At 66.9% G+C, this 17,686-nt stretch carries 24 protein-coding genes; 10 read left to right on the plus strand and 14 right to left on the minus strand.

Annotated features, from left to right (window positions below; translation table 11 throughout):
* Nucleotides 1-352 precede the first annotated feature (352 nt).
* From JHY01_RS17925 to JHY01_RS17935, 3 genes are all read right to left on the minus strand, one after another.
* Complete coding sequence (locus JHY01_RS17925; RefSeq protein WP_205327036.1) at nucleotides 353-1,165, minus strand: hypothetical protein; 813 nt, start codon at nucleotides 1,163-1,165, stop codon at nucleotides 353-355.
* 150 nt (nucleotides 1,166-1,315) lie between these two features.
* On the minus strand, nucleotides 1,316-2,263 hold the full coding sequence (locus tag JHY01_RS17930) for a GIN domain-containing protein (RefSeq protein ID WP_205327037.1): 948 nt from the start codon (nucleotides 2,261-2,263) through the stop codon (nucleotides 1,316-1,318).
* Between the two features lie 160 nt (nucleotides 2,264-2,423).
* Nucleotides 2,424-2,792, minus strand: coding sequence for an ASCH domain-containing protein (locus JHY01_RS17935; protein WP_205327038.1), 369 nt, complete (start codon nucleotides 2,790-2,792; stop codon nucleotides 2,424-2,426).
* A gap of 92 nt (nucleotides 2,793-2,884) precedes the next feature.
* On the opposite strand from JHY01_RS17935, the gene JHY01_RS17940 reads away from it, so the two are divergent.
* Nucleotides 2,885-3,721, plus strand: coding sequence for a hypothetical protein (locus tag JHY01_RS17940; RefSeq protein ID WP_205327039.1), 837 nt, complete (start codon nucleotides 2,885-2,887; stop codon nucleotides 3,719-3,721).
* Nucleotides 3,722-3,731: 10 nt separating this feature from the next.
* On the opposite strand, the gene JHY01_RS17945 is transcribed toward JHY01_RS17940, so the two are convergent.
* A complete protein-coding gene (locus JHY01_RS17945; RefSeq protein ID WP_205327040.1) occupies nucleotides 3,732-4,898 on the minus strand; it encodes a nucleoside 2-deoxyribosyltransferase domain-containing protein in 1,167 nt (388 codons plus the stop codon).
* Nucleotides 4,899-5,122: 224 nt separating this feature from the next.
* Here JHY01_RS17945 and JHY01_RS17950 point away from each other — a divergent pair, with 224 nt between their 5' ends.
* Entirely contained in the window at nucleotides 5,123-5,476 is a 354-nt protein-coding gene (locus tag JHY01_RS17950) for an Lsr2 family protein (RefSeq protein ID WP_205327041.1), read from the plus strand.
* Nucleotides 5,477-5,524: 48 nt separating this feature from the next.
* On the opposite strand, the gene JHY01_RS17955 is transcribed toward JHY01_RS17950, so the two are convergent.
* The 3 genes from JHY01_RS17955 to JHY01_RS17965 all read right to left on the minus strand — a co-directional run bounded on the left by JHY01_RS17955 (nucleotide 5,525) and on the right by JHY01_RS17965 (nucleotide 7,044).
* Nucleotides 5,525-5,803, minus strand: coding sequence for a hypothetical protein (locus tag JHY01_RS17955; protein ID WP_205327042.1), 279 nt, complete (start codon nucleotides 5,801-5,803; stop codon nucleotides 5,525-5,527).
* Nucleotides 5,760-6,092: a hypothetical protein gene (locus JHY01_RS17960; RefSeq protein ID WP_205327043.1), complete on the minus strand. Its 333-nt coding sequence runs from the start codon at nucleotides 6,090-6,092 to the stop codon at nucleotides 5,760-5,762. The genes JHY01_RS17955 and JHY01_RS17960 overlap by 44 nt, the downstream gene beginning before the upstream one ends.
* 301 nt (nucleotides 6,093-6,393) lie before the next feature.
* The gene (locus JHY01_RS17965) at nucleotides 6,394-7,044 is read right to left on the minus strand and encodes a hypothetical protein (RefSeq protein WP_205327044.1); all 651 of its coding nucleotides are present in this window, start codon (nucleotides 7,042-7,044) and stop codon (nucleotides 6,394-6,396) included.
* A 134-nt stretch (nucleotides 7,045-7,178) separates the two neighbouring features.
* On the opposite strand from JHY01_RS17965, the gene JHY01_RS17970 reads away from it, so the two are divergent.
* The 7 genes from JHY01_RS17970 (at nucleotide 7,179) to JHY01_RS18000 (ending at nucleotide 11,315) form a co-directional block, all read left to right on the plus strand.
* On the plus strand, nucleotides 7,179-7,430 hold the full coding sequence (locus JHY01_RS17970; protein WP_205327045.1) for a hypothetical protein: 252 nt from the start codon (nucleotides 7,179-7,181) through the stop codon (nucleotides 7,428-7,430).
* Between the two features lie 235 nt (nucleotides 7,431-7,665).
* Complete coding sequence (locus JHY01_RS17975) at nucleotides 7,666-8,397, plus strand: hypothetical protein (RefSeq protein WP_205327046.1); 732 nt, start codon at nucleotides 7,666-7,668, stop codon at nucleotides 8,395-8,397.
* The gene (locus JHY01_RS17980) at nucleotides 8,394-9,212 is read left to right on the plus strand and encodes an HAD family hydrolase (protein WP_205327047.1); all 819 of its coding nucleotides are present in this window, start codon (nucleotides 8,394-8,396) and stop codon (nucleotides 9,210-9,212) included. Before JHY01_RS17975 ends, JHY01_RS17980 begins: the two co-directional genes overlap by 4 nt.
* Before the next feature lie 110 nt (nucleotides 9,213-9,322).
* Nucleotides 9,323-9,919 (plus strand): GntR family transcriptional regulator, encoded by a 597-nt coding sequence (locus JHY01_RS17985; RefSeq protein ID WP_205327048.1) that lies wholly within the window; start codon nucleotides 9,323-9,325, stop codon nucleotides 9,917-9,919.
* 30 nt (nucleotides 9,920-9,949) lie between these two features.
* The gene (locus tag JHY01_RS17990; RefSeq protein ID WP_205327049.1) at nucleotides 9,950-10,381 is read left to right on the plus strand and encodes a hypothetical protein; all 432 of its coding nucleotides are present in this window, start codon (nucleotides 9,950-9,952) and stop codon (nucleotides 10,379-10,381) included.
* A 111-nt stretch (nucleotides 10,382-10,492) separates the two neighbouring features.
* The gene (locus JHY01_RS17995; protein WP_205327050.1) at nucleotides 10,493-10,714 is read left to right on the plus strand and encodes a hypothetical protein; all 222 of its coding nucleotides are present in this window, start codon (nucleotides 10,493-10,495) and stop codon (nucleotides 10,712-10,714) included.
* A gap of 4 nt (nucleotides 10,715-10,718) precedes the next feature.
* Entirely contained in the window at nucleotides 10,719-11,315 is a 597-nt protein-coding gene (locus JHY01_RS18000; protein ID WP_205327051.1) for a hypothetical protein, read from the plus strand.
* A 399-nt stretch (nucleotides 11,316-11,714) separates the two neighbouring features.
* Here the strand turns inward: JHY01_RS18000 and JHY01_RS18005 are convergent, their stop codons facing one another.
* The 7 genes from JHY01_RS18005 to JHY01_RS18035 form a co-directional block, all read right to left on the minus strand.
* On the minus strand, nucleotides 11,715-12,062 hold the full coding sequence (locus JHY01_RS18005; RefSeq protein WP_205327052.1) for a hypothetical protein: 348 nt from the start codon (nucleotides 12,060-12,062) through the stop codon (nucleotides 11,715-11,717).
* Entirely contained in the window at nucleotides 12,032-12,373 is a 342-nt protein-coding gene (locus JHY01_RS18010) for a hypothetical protein (protein WP_205327053.1), read from the minus strand. The genes JHY01_RS18005 and JHY01_RS18010 overlap by 31 nt, the downstream gene beginning before the upstream one ends.
* Nucleotides 12,370-12,792 (minus strand): hypothetical protein, encoded by a 423-nt coding sequence (locus JHY01_RS18015; protein ID WP_205327054.1) that lies wholly within the window; start codon nucleotides 12,790-12,792, stop codon nucleotides 12,370-12,372. Before JHY01_RS18015 ends, JHY01_RS18010 begins: the two co-directional genes overlap by 4 nt.
* Nucleotides 12,789-13,196: a hypothetical protein gene (locus JHY01_RS18020; RefSeq protein WP_205327055.1), complete on the minus strand. Its 408-nt coding sequence runs from the start codon at nucleotides 13,194-13,196 to the stop codon at nucleotides 12,789-12,791. The genes JHY01_RS18015 and JHY01_RS18020 overlap by 4 nt, the downstream gene beginning before the upstream one ends.
* Before the next feature lie 100 nt (nucleotides 13,197-13,296).
* Nucleotides 13,297-13,920, minus strand: coding sequence for a GNAT family N-acetyltransferase (locus JHY01_RS18025; protein ID WP_240192944.1), 624 nt, complete (start codon nucleotides 13,918-13,920; stop codon nucleotides 13,297-13,299).
* A 5-nt stretch (nucleotides 13,921-13,925) separates the two neighbouring features.
* The gene (locus JHY01_RS18030) at nucleotides 13,926-15,410 is read right to left on the minus strand and encodes an APC family permease (protein WP_205327057.1); all 1,485 of its coding nucleotides are present in this window, start codon (nucleotides 15,408-15,410) and stop codon (nucleotides 13,926-13,928) included.
* Between the two features lie 24 nt (nucleotides 15,411-15,434).
* Complete coding sequence (locus JHY01_RS18035; RefSeq protein WP_205327058.1) at nucleotides 15,435-16,118, minus strand: GPP34 family phosphoprotein; 684 nt, start codon at nucleotides 16,116-16,118, stop codon at nucleotides 15,435-15,437.
* A 292-nt stretch (nucleotides 16,119-16,410) separates the two neighbouring features.
* On the opposite strand from JHY01_RS18035, the gene JHY01_RS18040 reads away from it, so the two are divergent.
* On the plus strand, nucleotides 16,411-17,670 hold the full coding sequence (locus JHY01_RS18040) for a helix-turn-helix transcriptional regulator (RefSeq protein ID WP_275889815.1): 1,260 nt from the start codon (nucleotides 16,411-16,413) through the stop codon (nucleotides 17,668-17,670).
* Nucleotides 17,671-17,686 lie beyond the last annotated feature (16 nt).

Raw genomic sequence — 17,686 nt, forward strand, 5'->3', positions numbered from 1 at the left:
TGAGTGCCCACCACCGTCGCATTCGGCCTCCTGTTGCGTCGTGTCCGGCAGGCATCATCCCAAGGGCCACCGACGAAACGGGCCCTCGAACGGTCCGTGCGGCCTGTCGGAAACGCGACACCGCGTCGCGGTAGGAGCTACGTGGTCAGACGCCGGACTGCTGGCGACGCCGCCCCGGCGGCCGTGTCGGCAAGGTCCCTGGCGAGGTCCTGGGACCACGGCCTGTAGGCAAGGAAGTCTGGGGACTCAGCGTCGATGAGCTCCAGGGTGGCGACCGCGCGGCCATGGTCACCGCACGCGGCTGCGGCCAGGGCAACATCCTTGTGGAAGTGCGCCCGCTGGTGCCCCGTGGTCAGCAGGGCCGCGTCGACGCGGCGGCTGCGGCCAGGGCAACATCCTTGTGGAAGTGCGCCCGCTGGTGCCCCGTGGTCAGCAGGGCCGCGTCGACGCGGCGGCTGCGGTCGAGCACAAGGTCGAACGCGCCCGCGATCATCGCTGTGGACATGGCGAACACGTTCACGTCGTTGACGGTGAACCGCGTCGGCCGAGCCGCCGTCTCAAGGCGCGCGCGTGCGACGGCGAGCAGTTCGTCTGCGTCGTCCAACGCACCGAACCCAGCGCAGGTGTATGCCGTACTTGAGGCTGTCTCCGCCCACGTTGACAGTGCCGTGGGTTCTGTGAGACCGGTGGCGTGCTCAAGCCGGTCCGCGGCCGCCATCATCAACCCCGTTGCCCCGCTGTCCCCAGAGCGACGCACCACGACCGCGGCGACACGTTCAGCTTCGCAGGCAGCGACCGCATCACCGGCCTCTTCCGCGTGGGCGCGAGCCTCAACCGCAAATCGAGCGGCCGTAGCCTCGTCTGAGGTGCGGTAGGCGACATGTCCGGCAACGGTCAGCAGACGCGAGAACAAGCCAGTAGCGACCGGTCGGTCCGCGCCTGCGGTGCCGTCCACTGCCGACTGTCCGGCGGCAAGCAGGCTCGGCAGGGACTCGGCGAGCGCTGCCAACTGGGAAGCGTCCAAATCCCGGCGTGCTCCTGCGACCACGGCCGCGAACGTTGCGGTGTCGACCGGCGCGGCCGCAGCCCAAGCGACCGAACCCATCGGCACGACGGCGGCGGCAGTCGAAACCGCACCTGCAGTAAGAACGAGTCGGCGCTTCATGCCTTGCACCATAAGGCCGTCAGAGGTTCCAGTCCACCACCACTCGCAGATCAGCCTTCGCCGAGACGCGGGCCTGGAGTGCCAACGCGTGTGGGGGGCGGGTCCATGTTCGAGCCCGCCCCCCACCGCTCCACGTCCCTATCGGCGCAGCTACCAGCCCTGCCCTGACTTCCTCCTGTAGACGACACCCTTCACAACGATCGTGCCCGAACCGGACACGCTCTTGTCGGCGTCACCGATCACGGTCGACACGGCAATGGAACCCGAGCCCGCCACACTCAGCCTCGCGTCCCCATCGATCGCGCCGCCGTGCCGGACCGAGCCGGAACCTGCCACGCTCGCGGACAAGCGCGTACTCGACCCGCCGCGGACGTCCACTGATCCCGACCCGGCGATCCTGGCACGCACCTGGCCCGCAACCGACCCGATGACGTACCCGCCCGAACCGTTGATCTCCAGATCCGCGTCACCGTTCACGTGAGCGATCGTCGCCGTCGCCGATCCGTTGATCTCGCCCGACAGGTGCCCGATCTGCGAAGCGACCAGGCTTGCCTGAAACGTCGGGCTGAAGTCGACGGCGCCGCGCAACGTGTCGGTGATGCCGACAGCGCCCACGAGGTCGCGAACCATGAGGTTCACGTCCTGCGGGACCATGATGACGAGCCTCATGCCGCGCTCCAGGTCGACTTCGCGTCCGTCGATGATGAACGTGCTCCCTCCGCCTCCGACGACGCGGCCGTTGATGATCGTGGTCGACGAGAACGAGCCTCCACCCACGAAGACGTTCCCGCCGTGCGAGTTGAACCCGCCGCCGCCCGAGCCGGGCTTGAACGGCAGGTCTCCGTCCAAGAGGAGGCGACCGCCGTCCACGCGGCCGCGCAACGCGCCGAACATGGCGGTGTCGCCGTCGGCGAGGCTGACCGTGATCTGGCCGTTCCGCGAGGGGACCAGGGCGACCTGCGCGAGCATGCGTCCGAGGACGATTGTGCGGACTCCGCTCGTGTCGTATCGCTGCTCGCGCTGGCCTCCCGGCACAGCAGGAAGGTTGCGAGGGTCGGCGAGCGCAGCGGAAGCAGAGAGGTACTGATCGATGCTCATGACGGGGTGACCTCCGGGTCAAAGTGGATGATGCAATCGCGGCCCGGAAACGTTGCGATTGAACAGGTTTCGGGCCGACACCTCCCTATATTTTAGTGGATTTTGACTGATTGCGTTCTGGCGAAATTGCTGCCTGTATGCCTTGCAACGCGTGCGGCGGTCACCGCTGTTTGCGTGTTGAGCCCGTCAATGCGATGCCGATCGCGAGCACTCCAAGAGCTTCCTTTTCCGGCGGGTACAGTTCGCGAAGTCCGGCGATCTGGTCCGCGGCCGGCAGGCGCGGATTGACCGCCGACGCGTCCTCAGCCTCGTACAGGGCATCGAACGACGCATATCGCGCCAGGCGCGTCACGGTCACCGCCACGGTCTCGCCAGTGCTCATGCACGTGAACTCGATGCGGTCCCCGACCTTGACCTGGAGGCGTTTCGGGTCGGCCACGCGAATTTCGGTCCGCTTCAAGCCCGCCTGGACCGTTTGGAAATACTGCTCATCGAGACGCATCGGGTGGGAGCGCGAGGTCATGTCCATGGCTGTCATGATTCACTGTTCCGTCGACGACCGTGCACGGTCGGGTGTGTCGTCAGCCCGATTCAGCGGCGAACCCGCTGATAATCGACGCTATGCAGAAACGTATGCGACTTCCGGGTGCGGAGCCCGACGCGTCCCTCGACACGGCTGCCGTCGACCAGGCGCTGCGAGAGCGACCGGGCTGGATCCTGGACGAACGCACGCGCTCCTGGACGTACACGCCTTCGACGCCCCCGGCACGCGCCGGCGTCACCGTCCCTGACAGTTGCTTCCTCCGGCCGACTGAGCTCGACTTGGAACTCGAAGCGCCTACGGCATTCCCGCCTTCAGTGGTGCACCAATTTGACGCTGGTGACCCGCCAGTCCTAGCCCGGGACGTCACCGGTTTGGACGACACGCACCTTGCCGAGCGCGGACTGGTTGAAGCGATCGACTTGCCGACTGACGTCGCCGCAGTCGTCGCGCTGTTGCCGCACATCGAGTCGTGGCGGTGGCCGGACGCCCTGCCAACGGACGGATTCGGCCCGCCCGTCATGCGTTTCACGCCGTTCCCTGCGGAGGTCGATGAGCTGCGAGCGGTCATGGCCGAGCGGCCCGCATGGGTCGTGGAAGACGCGCCGTACGAAGGTGATCCGCTTGTGCAGATGCCGCCTCGTTTCACACACACCTCCGCGGAGGGGCACGTCGTCGAAATCCGGCCGCTGCAGAACCGGCCCGGGTTCAGCGTCCGCAGCGAAGGCTCGCCGGCAATGACGGCCTTGGAGTATGAGACCGGAACTGACATGCTTCGACTCGCTGCGGTCATCGAAAAGCACGGTCTGAGCTTCCGCAACGTCATGCCACCGGCAAGGCGCCGCAAGCAGTCCATGCTCAAACTCCTCGAGCGGAAAGACACGAAACGACGCATGACGGTCCTCGCAAAGGAATAGCGCCGGTCCGTCAGACTCGTCCCGCGAGCGCCTGCGTGATCATGCCGAACGTTGCCCAGTCGACCAGCCGCTGGTCGCGAATCTCGGCGTACGTGGCAAGTTCAATCCAGGTCTGCTCCGAACCGAGACCATCGCCGCCCGGGATGTCCTGGCGTGCCCGCAGCCACTCAAGTTCGGCACCGGTGATTTCCGCAGCGAACAGGTGCGCGCGGTGCGTGGTGACCGTTGCGGCAACCTGCCGGGCCCCGAGGGGACGCAACCGGTCGGCGTCCAGGACCAGGCCGGTTTCTTCCCGAACTTCGTCGACGGCCCAACCGGTCGGATCCTGCGTGCTGCCGCCGCCGGGAAGTTCGTGTACGAAACCGTCCGGTGTGGCCGCCGGGGATCGGAACTCCCGCACGAGGACCACGACCGTGTCGTCCAAGTCGCGGCCGGGGCAGTACAGGGCCACCTGTGCCGTGTCCGGACGCGAGAGCACGACCTCGTTGTCTTTCACGCGGTCCTCGGCCGCCACATGCACCGCGACGTGCGCGGCCCAGTAGAAGACGGTGTCGCGGGCCGGGCCGACCCGGAACGTCCATTCGACGTGGGCGCTGACGAGGCGGTTGCCCGCGGCCCGCTGCGCGCGGTGCCAGGCCTGGAAGCTGTCGGTCGCCCACACCTGGAGCGGCACAGTGCGTTCGCCTTCGGTGCGGTGCGCGCCGGTTCCCACCTGCGCCAGTGCGGCCCGGACCGTGTCCGCGAGCGTGTCGCGGACCGGCACGCCGTTTACCTCTGCCAGGTGCCGGAGGTATTCGTTCTTCGGCGCGGTCGGCGGCGCCCCGAACACCACTTTTCCGGAGGCGACCCACGCTCCGTACTCGATGTTCGTCGTCAGCGCTGGCATCGTGGCCATGTCCCTGGGCACCCAGAACACGATGGCGTCAGCGGCGTTCATCCACTGGTCCTCCCAGTCGGCTTGGCCCGTGTAATCGGCGAGGACGCCTTCGCGCAGTTCCGGGGTGAAGACGACCAGGCGGCCGTCATGCCGCCACTGGTCTTGGAAGAGCGCGGCAGCGTCGCGGTTCCAGGCGGGAACGTCAGCAGACCGGGGGAGGGGACCGGCGAGGAACACGGCGGCGTGCCACGACTCGGGCGGTGTCTCGTTCGCGTGGACGATGACGACTTCACTGGCCATGGACACTCGCAATGCTCGATACAGGCTTGGGGACCATCTGAGTCTACGAAGTCGCAAAGTCGCCACAGCCCCACACATAGCCGCCCGGGGACGGTTGCAGCCGGAGTCATCAATCACAGAAGTCCAATGTGCGCGCTTCGGGAGATGACAAGTGCGGGAGCGAACGTTACGATCCAACTCGCACACGAACGTGCGCACCCTCGCTCCCATGGAAGGTCCCCGCAATGGCGAAGAAGATCGAAACGTACCTGATCGACGACATCGACGGCACCCCTGCCGACGGGACGGTTCAGTTCGGTATCGACGGCGAGTTGTACAGCATTGACCTGTCCAGCAAGCACTCCCTTGAGCTGTACAAAAGCATTGAGAAGTTCCGCGACAACGGGACCCGGCTGGGCCGCATTCACCTCAAGTCGCGCACGTCGGACACGTCAGTGAAGCGGGTGCCTGTGGGCGTGAACCGTGACCGGAATGCTGCGATCCGCGCGTGGGCTGAGCAGCAAGGCATTACCGTGAGCACTCGCGGTCGCATTCAGGAAGCAGTGGTTGCCAAGTACGACGCTGCTCACGCCGCCTGAGCTCGCGGAAGCCGCCCAAGCTAGTGCCTTAGGTTGAAGAGCCAGTGTCTATTCGTCAGGGCTGCCGTATCGGTAGAGGAGCGCTGCGGCCGCGACGCCACCGATGACGGTCAACGGACCGAACACGAGCCCAATGAGCTTCGTCGCTCCCGATGCGGCCCAGCTCGTCCCGCCGGACATTTCGGCGTTCACCACGCCAACGGTGAACACGCCACCCAATATGATGAGCAGCGTGACTTTGAACGGCACCCGCTCGAGGTATCGAATGACGAAACGACGCACGTTAGCGGGTGCTGCCGCCTGCGAGCGCGGTTTCGTGCGCGGCATGGATGACGCCTGCAGTTGTCGGTGGGAAGTCGTAAGTGGCCTTATACAGGACCGGGAAACGGTCGGCGGGATCGCGTCGCAAGCGCGCTTCGATGAAGAGGAACAGCTCGGGGTCACCTGCGGCAGCTTCGAGGAGCTCTTGCTCAGTGTGCTGCAGAAACTTCCACGTCTCCATGATTTCCTGCGAGAAACGTTGGCTGACCTCGGTAGGGAGCACGTTGAGACGGTCGAGGAACGTGAGCAGGTCCGTACCGGTCAAGGCTTGCGTGCCGCTGTCCTTCAAGTTCACGATCGGTGATCCTTCAAAGGCTGGGTTGACGGTGCGGCACGAGCGTACGCGGCAGTGCCGACATTCGGTCTGGTTCGGCGTGGCGGTGGTGCGCTTCCTTGATGGAGCCCACCGGGCTTGTTCTCGACGTTGCCTCCCAGGTCAAGGCACCGGCCCCGGGTGGCTTCCATGATCGGCCCAGACGCGAAGGCGTTACCGCTGGTCAGTGCATCATCATGGTGCCCGCTGGCTGCTGTGCGCCGGGCACGACCTGAGCCAGCGAGGCAACAGTATCGTGCGGTGCGGCTCTTGCAGCCGGTGTTCAGTCCCTGTGGGCTTGCACCCAGCGGCGCATTTCGGCGCCGGTCACGGTCTTCCCGGAAGGCAGTACCACCGTGGCAGTGTCGCCGAAGGACGCACCAGCAAGCATGCGGATGAGGGCAGCGTCGTCTGCGGTGACCTCGTGAGCGTGCAGCGGCGACGGTTCACCGACTGGTGTCCGCTCGCCTTCACCGTCGTGGCCACCGACGCCGTATTCGTCTCGGAGCCTGCGCGCTGCGCCACGTTCCACTTCCTCGTACAACGCTGGGTTCACTTCCCGGAAACTCTTGAGCGCTTCGGGGATCGCCGGCCACTCACGGAGGGCCGCTTCCGCAGCTTCGTACCGGACGCGGGCGTTCTTGACAGCAGAGCGGCCCTGCCAACCCCACAAGCCCCGAGCTGCGCGTTCCGCACGGCCAAGATCCACCGCGGCGAACAAATACTCGTTTGCTTTGCCGCCGAACAGACCAGCAGCTTCGAGACCATGCTCGTCAGCGACCATTTCAATCCAGCGGACCGTGGCGTCGTTTGCGCTCTCCCCGTCGACGGTGACTAGGTCGCTCGGGCGTCCGGTCCGGGCCGCCTCGTGGTAGGCGCGAGCCCACGCGTGGACGAGGCCTTCAGGTGTCTGGCGGTCGCTACGAGATTCCACGGACGGTCGCTCCTTCTTTGGGGTTTCGCACGAGGTCAGGACTGGCCGAGCTGGCTCTTGCGATGCATGAGCCACATGGTCTCGTAGGCGATCGACTCGATTGCGTCCCGGTCGTCAGATTCGACTGCGCGCTGATGGCGTTCCTGAACTGCCTGAGCGTCTCGGCGGAGCACGGCACCGTCAACGTCTCGTTGCATTCGTTCGTGTTCGACGCGCTCCTGTTCGCTCATTGGCGCGTCGTCAAGGGCTGCGAGGAGCTGCTGCGCCAGGTCGAGTTCGTCAACGGGTTCAGGTACGGCCACGAGCGGAGCCCTTCTTCCATCGGTGACGGGTGTGCAAGGGTTCTATCTACCTGCAATTTTACTCGAAGCTGCGGTTTGGTGTAGCGGCCGCAACGGCGGGGCCGCGCCCACTGGGTCCGACCACTCCGGCGGCGTCCACCAGCGCCGTCATGCGCGCGGCAATCGAGAGCTCTGCGCCGCTCGAGCCGCGGGTCGTCGCCAGGTGCAGCCGTAATTGGGCCTGAAGAGGGTGCCCCCAGCACCCACACAGTACGTGTTGCGTTGAAGCACACCCGCATCGAAGCCGCTAACCTGCTTGAAACGACCAGGAGGAGGCCGTATGCAAGCACCGGTTCACGCGAGTGCGCCCGCGAGCGACCCGGCAGGGTACCCGTGGCTGCCGCTCAATACGTCTGCCATCGTCACCGCCGATGCGGTCGAACCGGTGCTCGTGGACGGCTCCCACTGGACGACCATCAACGCACACCTGTCAGCCGCAGGCTCCGCTCCGATGTCCGAACGTCATGCAGTTTTGGCGATCGGATCGAACCGATCCCTAGTGGCCCTGCGCCGTAAGTACGCCCGCGTGCCAGGCTGGGTCCTGCCGACGCTGCGAGTGACCGTCCCCGGGCTTGACGTCGGCCATGCCGCGTGCGTGTCCAGGCCCGGTTGGATCCCCTGGGCGCCCAGAGTCGGTACCTTCGGTGTCCGCTGCTCGTACGAGGTGGCGTTCCTCGACGGCGACACGCTCGCGGTCCTCGACGCGACCGAGCCCAACTACCACCGCGCCGCGCTGCCGCCTGAACATGACGTGCGCCTGGAGAACGGCGAAGTACTCGTCGGCGTTGACCTGTACTGCTCCCGGCACGGCCTCATCGGCGGCGCGGACGGCATCGCGGTTCCGGCCGGCCGACAGGTGCAAGCACTCGAGCTCGTCGCGGCCGCGCTCGGCCGAGCCGTCACCCACGCTGACCTTGCCGCTGACGACGGCCTGCGCGAAGAAGCCCGGGAGGCGTTCGCGGCCACGGCAGTCAGCGACGGTCTCGCAGCCGCGGCTGTCAAGGCCGCATGACCGCGTTCAAGGTGATCGCCACCGACCTTGACCGGACACTGCTCGGGGCTGGCGGTTCGATCACCCCGAGGGCCTTGGCGGCGCTGGCCGCCGCACGGGCCCACGGCATGGCCACGGTCGCTGTCACCGCGCGCCCGCACCGGGCGTTCGAAGTGTGGACTTGGGCCGCTGACGTGTTCGACGCGGTCATCTGCGCGGGCGGGACGACCGTTTGGGATCCCGCCACCGGAGCTGTCGCCGTCCAACACACCGTGGACCGCGCCGCGGCCGCGAAGGCAGCAGCCCGGCTGCAAGCCGCCATGCCGCGCTTCCGATTCGCGGTCGAGACCGGGCATGACATCGTCACCGAACCCGGGTACACGAAACAGGACTCGGTTCTCGACCGGCGCCGCACTTGCAGTTCGCTCGAGGACGTCTTCGCCGCTGACGGGCCGTTCTTGAAACTGCTCGCGCATGTGCCCGGCGGCCGCGTCGACGAGCTCGTGGAAGCAGCAGCCGCACTCGAACTTGAGGGCGTGCGTCTGTGGGAGGCCGGCAGCCGCGACCAGATTGAACTCGGCCCGCTCGGCGTTGACAAGGGCACGAGCCTCGCGGCATGGGCCCGCCGTCGAGGTTTCGCAGCGGAGCACGTGGTCGCGTTCGGTGACGCACCCACGGACGTGCCGATGCTTGCGTGGGCGGGCCGCTCGTACGCGGTTGAGAATGCGCATCCGGCCGCAGCCGCCGCAGCGACCGACCAGTGCGCAGCCAACGCTGAAGACGGCGTTACCAGGATCATCGAAACGCTCGTCGAAACAGTCACCTTGCGACAGTGAGTGGTGCGCCCTTGAAGGCGCTCGATTCGGAGGTTCGTCCGCTCCGATAGCATGAACATCAAAGCATCTGACCAGATCGGGTGGAACTTGTGGCATCGAAGAAGCCGGTCGTGGCCGTGATCGTTGACGACGTGAAGCATCGCATCCAGAACGGTGACCTGTCGCCAGGTGAGCAGCTTCCCACCACAGACAAGCTCACCACGCACTATGAGACCACCGCACGGTCCGTGCATTCTGCGATCGCGCTACTGAAAGCGTCGGGGCATGTCGTTGCACACCGCGGCAAAGGCGTCTTCGTTGCAGACAACTTGCACTTGGATGCCAGCGCTGAAGTGCGCGCGCTTCAGGAGGCACGCGCGCTTGTAGAAGCGTGGGCTGACGTGTACTGGCGTGCTGGTCGGGACGGCACCTCCGCCATCAATGCCGTGCTAGCGGGCGAGCGCGTCGACGAGGCTCGCGAACGTTGGCGTGCCATCGTTGCGGATGCGACTAGTCCAGGCCACGCAGTCGTGTTCACCACTGCGGAGATGGAGTTTTTGGCCGCGAACGAAGAGGTCGGTAGGTGCGAGGCTGCGGCAGACGAAGAGCGAACGTTCGAGACCGGAATGGAACTCGGCAGGTCAGGACATCGACGGTTTGTCGCGACCGGTGAATTCCTGCGAGTAGCGCTGACTCCCGGTTTCGGCGGCAGCCGGCCCGCCTACTGATTGAGTTCTTGCGCCGCGACCACAGCGCCAGTGCGCATCGACGCCAACCCCGAATGGACGACAGTGCCCCAGTCAGATCCAGTGCTCACCCTCCGCACCGGCCACGCCAACCGGGTCCACAACGGCCGTGCCACCACGATCGTGCTGCACACCGGGGTGTTCCCGTGGGCTTCGAGTTTGCAGGCCGGGTCAACGTTCACCGTTGCCGCGCCTGGCGCGTACGGTGCGCGCACGGCCGTGCAAGTCGCCCGGGTGTGCACCCATGAAGGCCTGCAGTCCATCCCGGACTGCGAGGCAGGACACGACCCTGAAGCTGTCGCACCCGGCCGCACCGGCTGGGTCCGCAACCTGAAGGATGCACTGGCGTTGGCCCGTTCGGCAACACCAAGCACTGTCGAGCATGCCGATACCTGGCTGGTGGTCGATCTCGCGGTCGTTGCAGACACGAGTGCAGCGACGTAATCGCAGTTCAGAGGCCGAATTGTAGTGGTCTTCACTGTCCTGTCACGACAACATTGAGGGAAGCCCGGGGCGTAGATCCCGAGATCCTCACTGTGACAAGGACTTTCGACAATGAGCTATACGCGAGACCAGGTCAGCACCGCCGTCAACGCTGGCGCTGACACGATCAAGGACGCGCTCGAACTTGGGGAGCGCGACGCTGACCTGATCAACCTGATCGTGAACGCGGCCCTCACATGTCTGGACCGGCCTGACGCCTCGTTCGACGACGTCGTGAACGAGAACTACGGCGAGACCACTCCGGAGGACGTGCGCGGCTGGTGGGACTGGTAGGACCGTGCCGTCCAAACCGAGCCCTGCTGAAGCGGCGCTCGCCGAACTGCTCGGCATAGACCTGGAAGCGGTCTTCACCGAGATTCGCCGAGTCGAAGCAATCGAAGACGCCATCGGCAGCGAGTCCGAACGCCATCCCGAAGCTGCCGACCTGCTCTTTCACGCCCGACCACTGCTCGAGCCGACTCATGAAGCCATGCGCAACGTTGACCTGCACCTCGGGCACGCCCGCGAGCTCCTGGCTCGCGTCGCAGTCGGCGCGGACACGAGACCGGCGACCGCAGCGGAAGTCTGCATCGGCCTGTCGCGCATCAGCCAGCTGACGCCGATGCAGTCCAGCGTTAACGGGCTCTACTTCAGAATGTGGCTGCAGACCGGCATGCCCGACGTCGCCGGAATCGCCACGGCCAGCGAACATCACGAAGCGCTCGAATCGTCACTGGTTGACGAGCATGAGGCGCTGACCCGCCGGAAGCTCGCCGTGTCCAGCCGTGTCATGGGCAACGTCGAATGCGACGGATTCCACTACGGCAAGCAGGTCAAGTGTTCCTATTCGGTTGGCAACCAGGACCGTAAGGTAACAATCCCGACTCATCGGTAACAGATCTGACTGTTGTAACAGGTGGGGCGTAAGACTATTGCGCCCGAGAGAAGACCATCCCGGCTGCGCGGGCCAGTCAAGCACAGCACCACCGAGACATCCGGACGCACCGAGAATGAGCAGACGCATGACCTAAGCATAGGGAAGGAAACGTTCGACGCCAGGCGTTCGTGGCCGCCTGGCGTCGAACGTTCGGGGTGCGCCCCGGCGTCTCAAACACCGGATTGTGCACGGGACCCCGGGCATCGTGCCGCATCTCATCTGCCAGTTCGGAGTATCAAGTGACGCAAGGGCTTCCCGTGATTCGGATGCGGATCTGTCCGGCCGAACACGTTGCGAACGGACGGATTAGAGGCTCCTGCTGCGTTGACCCGTTCATGGAACACGGTGCGGGCCTGGTTACGAGTAGAACTCGATCGCGACAGCGGTCAGCACGATCGTCGAAAGCAACTCGGCCGCGATCACGAAGCGGACCACCTTGGCACCGATGTTGCGGCCGCGGGTGACGATCCAGGCGCTGCCAGCGACGTATGCAGGTCCGGCGAGCAGGATCCAGAGAGGCGGGAGTGCGGCGGACACCGCGGCAGCGCCCCCGGCGGCCGCAGCGACGACATGGCCGAGCACGTTGCTGACGCTCGCGGGGTCGGGTAGGCCCCGAGTGGTGTACAGCAGCGCCACAGCGCCGGTTCCGCCGGCGAGCAGGGGCAATCGGAGCTTCACCGGCGCCTGCCAGTCATTTCGTTCCATCCGGAAATCAGCTGGAGACCGAAGTCGCTGGCTGCGGCTAGGGCGGCGCGGAGCTCCGCAAGTTCGGCAACCTGGTGGCGCAGTTCGTGGACGTCGATGCGCAGGCGCTGCAACAACACCGGATCCAAGTCGTCGCTGACGTGCGCGGCGAAGTCGACGGTGACGCTGCCCAACGGGGTGTCGGCGACCGGGCCGCCAAGGATGTCAAGCCGGTAGTGTGCCGTGCCGTTCTCATCGTCGACGGTGACGCCGAGTTCGTATCCGCGGTGGCGGATGATCGCGAAGCGGCCGGTTCCGACGGCGGTGTTCACCGTGTGCCTCCCACGCGAAATGTGGTCGCGGGATGGACGGCAGGGCCTGGCAAGACGAGCGGCTGCAGCGGCGGCACCTGCTCGATGAGGACTGTGCCGCGGTCGGTTGCCGCAGCGACACGGATCTGGCCGTCCGTGGGGAAGTCCGCGTTGGCGACGCAGTACGCCGGCCCGGCATCGAGGGAGCGGTACTCCCACAGTTCCAGGCGGTCTTCAGCGAAGACGGCGAAACCGCGCCGCCACCGGCTGCATCCTGCTGGGCAGCGGTGATGGTCGTCGGCGCCGCACGTGAACCGGACTGTGACGGCGCCAGGGTCAGCGTTGAGGCAGTACCGGAGGTGGTAGGCGAACTGGACGGCGAGCACGCCTGCTGCAGCTGCGGCCGCGACACCAAGCAGTCGGGCAGCGAACATGGTCACGAGGTCCATTCTGGAAGTGAGCGGGCGGGTGTGATGCCGAGAGCTGCGGGAATCGGCAGGCCTTGGAAGCAGTGGTCGGCGAGCGCGGTGACGCGTTGACGGAGGCCGTTGCGGAACGTCGACTCCGCTCCCGAGGTCACACCCAGGTCGAGGCCGGTGCACAGGTATGCCAGGTCAAGCCCAGCGGGACTCGGCGTAGCGATGGCTACGTTGGTGCGATCGCCGTTGCGGCTGCAGTGTTTGACGGTGAGGAGCCCGGTGTGGCCGGTGACGGCGAAGTCGCGGCCGCACCACGTGAAGCGCCCGAGGTCGGTTCCAGCGGCCGCCGGGGCGGCCGGGAAGGTCGCCTTCGCGTTGACCTCGCGAACGAGTCCAGGATGCGGGTGCAGTGGTGTGTCGATCATGGTGCTTACTTTCGTCGGTCGAGTGGATTGGACGTGCTCAGTTGCCGGAAGCGGGGTCGACGCGACACCCCTATCGCGTCGACCCCAGGGAAGAGAGCCGTTAGTGCCCGAGACGCAGCATCGGGTACAGGTGCGGGCCGTCGTCAGGCAACGTGATCGGGTCGCTCGCGGTGAACCCGTGCCGGGCGTAGAGGCGGCACAGGTCGGCGCTGGCCGCTTCCAAGTACGCGGCGTGGCCTGCGTCGTCGACGCGGTCGAGGCCGTGTCGGAGCAGGTCCGTGCCGATGCCGTTGCCGTGCACGCTCGGGGCGACAGCGAGGAACATCAGGTGATGATGTGGGGGCGCGACCGGATGACGCGCTTCGAATGCCGCATCCAGCGTTTGCAGGCGGGGCAGGTGCGGGCCGGCGAGCGCGGCCAGGCGCTCGTCGTACCGCGGGGGCGCGGCCGCGGGGCGAGCCCGGTCGGCCCAGACAGCGACACCGGTCCAGTCGGAGGCGTCGTCAACAGCGACGTCAACCCATCCGCCGGTGTGCATTACGTGGTCGACGAGCATGGTGAACTGGCCGGAGAGGACACGTTGCCGTTCGATGCCGTCAGTGATGAGCCACTGGGCGACCTCCAGGCGGTCGAACGCGGCTGCGATGAGGGCACCGGCGCGGTCCGCGTGCCCGGTGACCGACAGGATCGTGGTCACCGACCGCTTCGACTCCGGGTGCTGCATGCCGGTCACCGCCCAGCCGTGGTCGTGGTGACACGGTCGGCGGCCGGGCCCGCACCGATTCGCTGGTACGTGCGCGGCCGGACGAACGCCAGCACAAGCCCACAGACGGTCCCCGCGAGCCCGATCGCCGCGATCGTCACGGGGATGGCCACAGGCAGGTTCGAGCCCGGCGGGGCACCCAGCAAGTCGCCAAAGTCCACGGTGGCGAGTACGAAGATGCCCGTGAGGAGGACCGCGGCCGCCACGGGCGCGATCACGGTCTGCCAGCGGGACATGCCGTCACGGTTCCTAGTGAAGTACCGGACGACAGCGAACCCGGCGAGGGCGACCAGGAGCAGGATCGCGTACCCACCGGCGGTCCCGAGCGTGTAGAACATGTCCACGAGCGGGTCCAAGCCGAGGGCCGCGTACGTGCAGATGATGACGCCGGAGATGACCGACTGCGTGAGGGCGGCACGCGCGGGAGCACCTGTGCGGGGCCGGGTCCGGCCGAGACTTTCGGGCAGGACGCCTTCGCGGCCGAGCGCGAACATGTACCGGGCGGTCGTGTTGTGGAACGAGATTGCGGCGGCGATGACGCTCGTGACGAGGAGGACGCTTGCGGCCGTGGCCACGGGCCCACCGAGGTGTTCGGCGATGAGGTTGAAGTACACGTCGATGCCATTCGCGGCCGCAGCGTCAACGACATGGTCAGGGCCGACCGCGACGGTGAGCGCCCACGCCGCCGGGGCGTACAAGGCGACGAGGGCGATCAAGGTGAGGAACGTGGCGCGGCGGACGGTGCGTGTGGGGTGGCGGGACTCTTCGGCGTAGACCGCGGGCGCTTCGAAGCCGACGCAGCCGAGAAACGCGAGCGCGAGGAGTGCACCGCCGCCGCCGCTGGTCGCGAACGCGACCGGGTCGAGTGCGGCAAAGGAGAACTCGCCGCCGCGCGGGTTCGCGAAGCTCACGGCCGCCGCGGCGGTGATGATGGCGCCTTCAGCGACGAGAAGAATCGTGAGGATCCGGCCGTTCAAGTCGACCGCGCGCGTACCGAGGATCGCGACGAGGAGCCAGCAGGCGCCGGCGGCGACCCACCACGGCACGACGATGCCGAACAGGGAGTCCAGGAGCGGTGGCGTGGCGACGCCGATGAGGCCGTACAGGCCTGCGGTCAAGGCCGTGTACGCGGCGTACGCGATCCAGGCGGCGCCGACGCCTGCGGCGGGGTTGAGGCCTTGCGCGATGAACGCGTAGAACGCGCCCGCGTTCGGGATGCGGGCAGCCATCGCGGTGTACCCGATGGCGAACAGGGCGAGAACGGCAGCGATTGCGAGGAACGCGACCGGGAGGCCGATCTGGCCGGTGAGGGCGATCCCGGTCGTGGTGACACCGGCGACGACAGTGAGTGGCGTGGCGGCGCAGAGGGCGTACGCGACGAGGGACCCGGTGCCGAGACGGTCGGCGGCGAGCCGGTCAGTGATGGCGTTCGCGGGGGGCGGGGTTGGCATGGTGCCCTTTCTGGTTGGTGGGTGTTAGGTGCCGGTGGTCAAGGCGGCCGCACCGGCGGCGGCCCGGAGTTGGTCGAACAGGGTGCGTAGGGGCTGGGGTAGGGCGGCGTGGGCGCGGCTGGTGTCGACGGCGTGCGCGGCGTCGCCGAGGCGCCCGGTGAGGTCGAGCGCGGTCAAGATGCAGTACAGGTGCAGGTCGCGGCTCGTTGGTCGTTCCTGATGGGGTTGGGTGAGGCGCCGTCGCAACCGCACGAGCGGCCACGGCGCGAGCGTCCGGTCGACCGGGTCGTAGTCGACGGTGTCGCGGGAGAACCGGCGCCGGCGTTCACTGCGCGTCAGCAGGCCGCGGTAGACCATGCGTTCGGCGGCTCTGGTGGCGAAGTCGTCGGCAGCCCAGTAACGGAGCCAGTCGGATACGGCCAGGACCGCGTGCTGTGCGGCGATCGTCTCCCACACGGTGTGCGCGAGTGCGGAACGTGGGCAGCGGTCGGCTGCACCGAGCGCTTGCAGTTTCCCTTCCGCAGCGTCCAAGTGGAGAAACTGGTCCCCGATCAGGTCAGTGAGGACGGCAGCGGCCAAACCGAGTGAAGCAATGCCGCCAGTGACGGTGAGCGCGAACGAGTGCTCGTCGAGAAGGCTGAAGTACACCTCGTCGACAAACTCGAGATCGTCAGCGCCGGGCTTCCGCGGGCTTGATATCGCATACATGTCAGTCCTGTGTGACTCGTGAGACGCGACGGGCACGGTCGTGTGCAGCGTCGACGCAAGTCGAATGCGGCACACGGGAAGCGCGTACGCTGATGGGGGTCATCAGCACTCCTTACTGGAGGACAGCTGGTGAGCGGCCCGTCAGTACTTCGCAGGTTGCCGTCGAGCCGCTGCACCTCATACAACCGCTCCAGGCATGGGCCCACCAGGCCATCTCGGGCGTCATCTACGGGCCAACTGAGGGCCAACTTCCTATTCTCGGTGCCGGAAGCGGCACTGTTCCTGCGACGCCATGTTGGATCCATATCGTCGACGGAGGGGGCAGGTGGCCCAGCAACGACGTACGGCACTCGTCCGGGCCCGCCGGGCCCGTTCAATGACCCAAGAAGACCTGGCCGAGCTACTGCAGGTGGGGTTGCGGTCGGTCAAGCGGTGGGAGAGCGGCGAGTCAACGCCGTACCTGTCGACGCGGCCGGCGATCGCTGAAGCGCTCGGGGTCAGCGTGACCGCGTTGGAAGCCATGCTGAGCGAACCGGAACCGGTACTGCCGCAAGCACCCGAAGTCGACCTGGCTCTCGCGCCCACCCTGACGGTGCCCGCCGAGGCGGGGCTGCGCGCGGGTCTGCCGGTGCCGCGGCATGTAACCGCAGCTGACGCTGCACAGCTCGATAATGTCGTCTCCCACTTGGAACAGCTCGATCACACGATCGGCGGCCGGTCTGCGTCCCGCACGATGGCGTTCGCGCAGCTGGACATGGCACTCGCGTGCCTGCGCGAGACCGCCATGTCGCTGACCGTGCGAACACAGTGGATGCGCGTCGCCGCGCGCCTGGCCCGCTTGTGCGGGTTCTCGTCAGCGGACGCCGGGCAGCACACCGACGCCGAACGGTCGTTCCGGGTCGCCTTGTCGATCGCACGCGAAGCCGGGGACGTCGACGGGTGGCTCAACATCGTGTGCGGCATGATCCGCAAGTCCCTGCAGATCGGCGACCTGCGCCGCGCCACTGAGCTACTGGGCATGGCGGAAGCTGGGCAGCGGCCAAAGTCGCCCATGTCGGCGTGCATGCTGCACGCCGTGCGTGCCCGCGTGTACGGCGCGCTTGGTGACGACGTGCGCGTCCTCGAGTCCATCGACCGCGCCGAAGACTGGTTCGCCGCAGGTCCATCCGACGCTGATCCGGCGTGGCTGTGGTACTACGACGAGCCGCAGCTGCGCGGCGACACCGGCCACGGCCTGTACCCGATCGCGATGCAAGGTCGTCTGGTTGATGAAGCGGCGGGGCGGCTTCGCGACGCAGTGTCGCTGCATCGGCCGGCGAACGCTCGCAGTATTGCGTTCTCGACGGCGAAACTAGCGACGTTGACCGTCATGTGGGGCCTCTCGGACGCTGGCCCTCTGGTGAAGCAGGCGATTGTTGCGGCTGAGCCGGTCCGTTCGGCACGGCTCGACGAAGACTTGCATGACCTCGCCGGGGCGCTCCGCCGAAGCGGTGCCGTGCACGACCCGGCGCCGCTCATGGCCATTCGGGCACTGCTGGACCGGGAGCGGTAGCCGCGGCCCGCCCGTG

It is taken from the genome of Glycomyces sp. YM15 (assembly GCF_016918015.1).
GTDB lineage: Bacteria > Actinomycetota > Actinomycetes > Mycobacteriales > Micromonosporaceae > Glycomyces.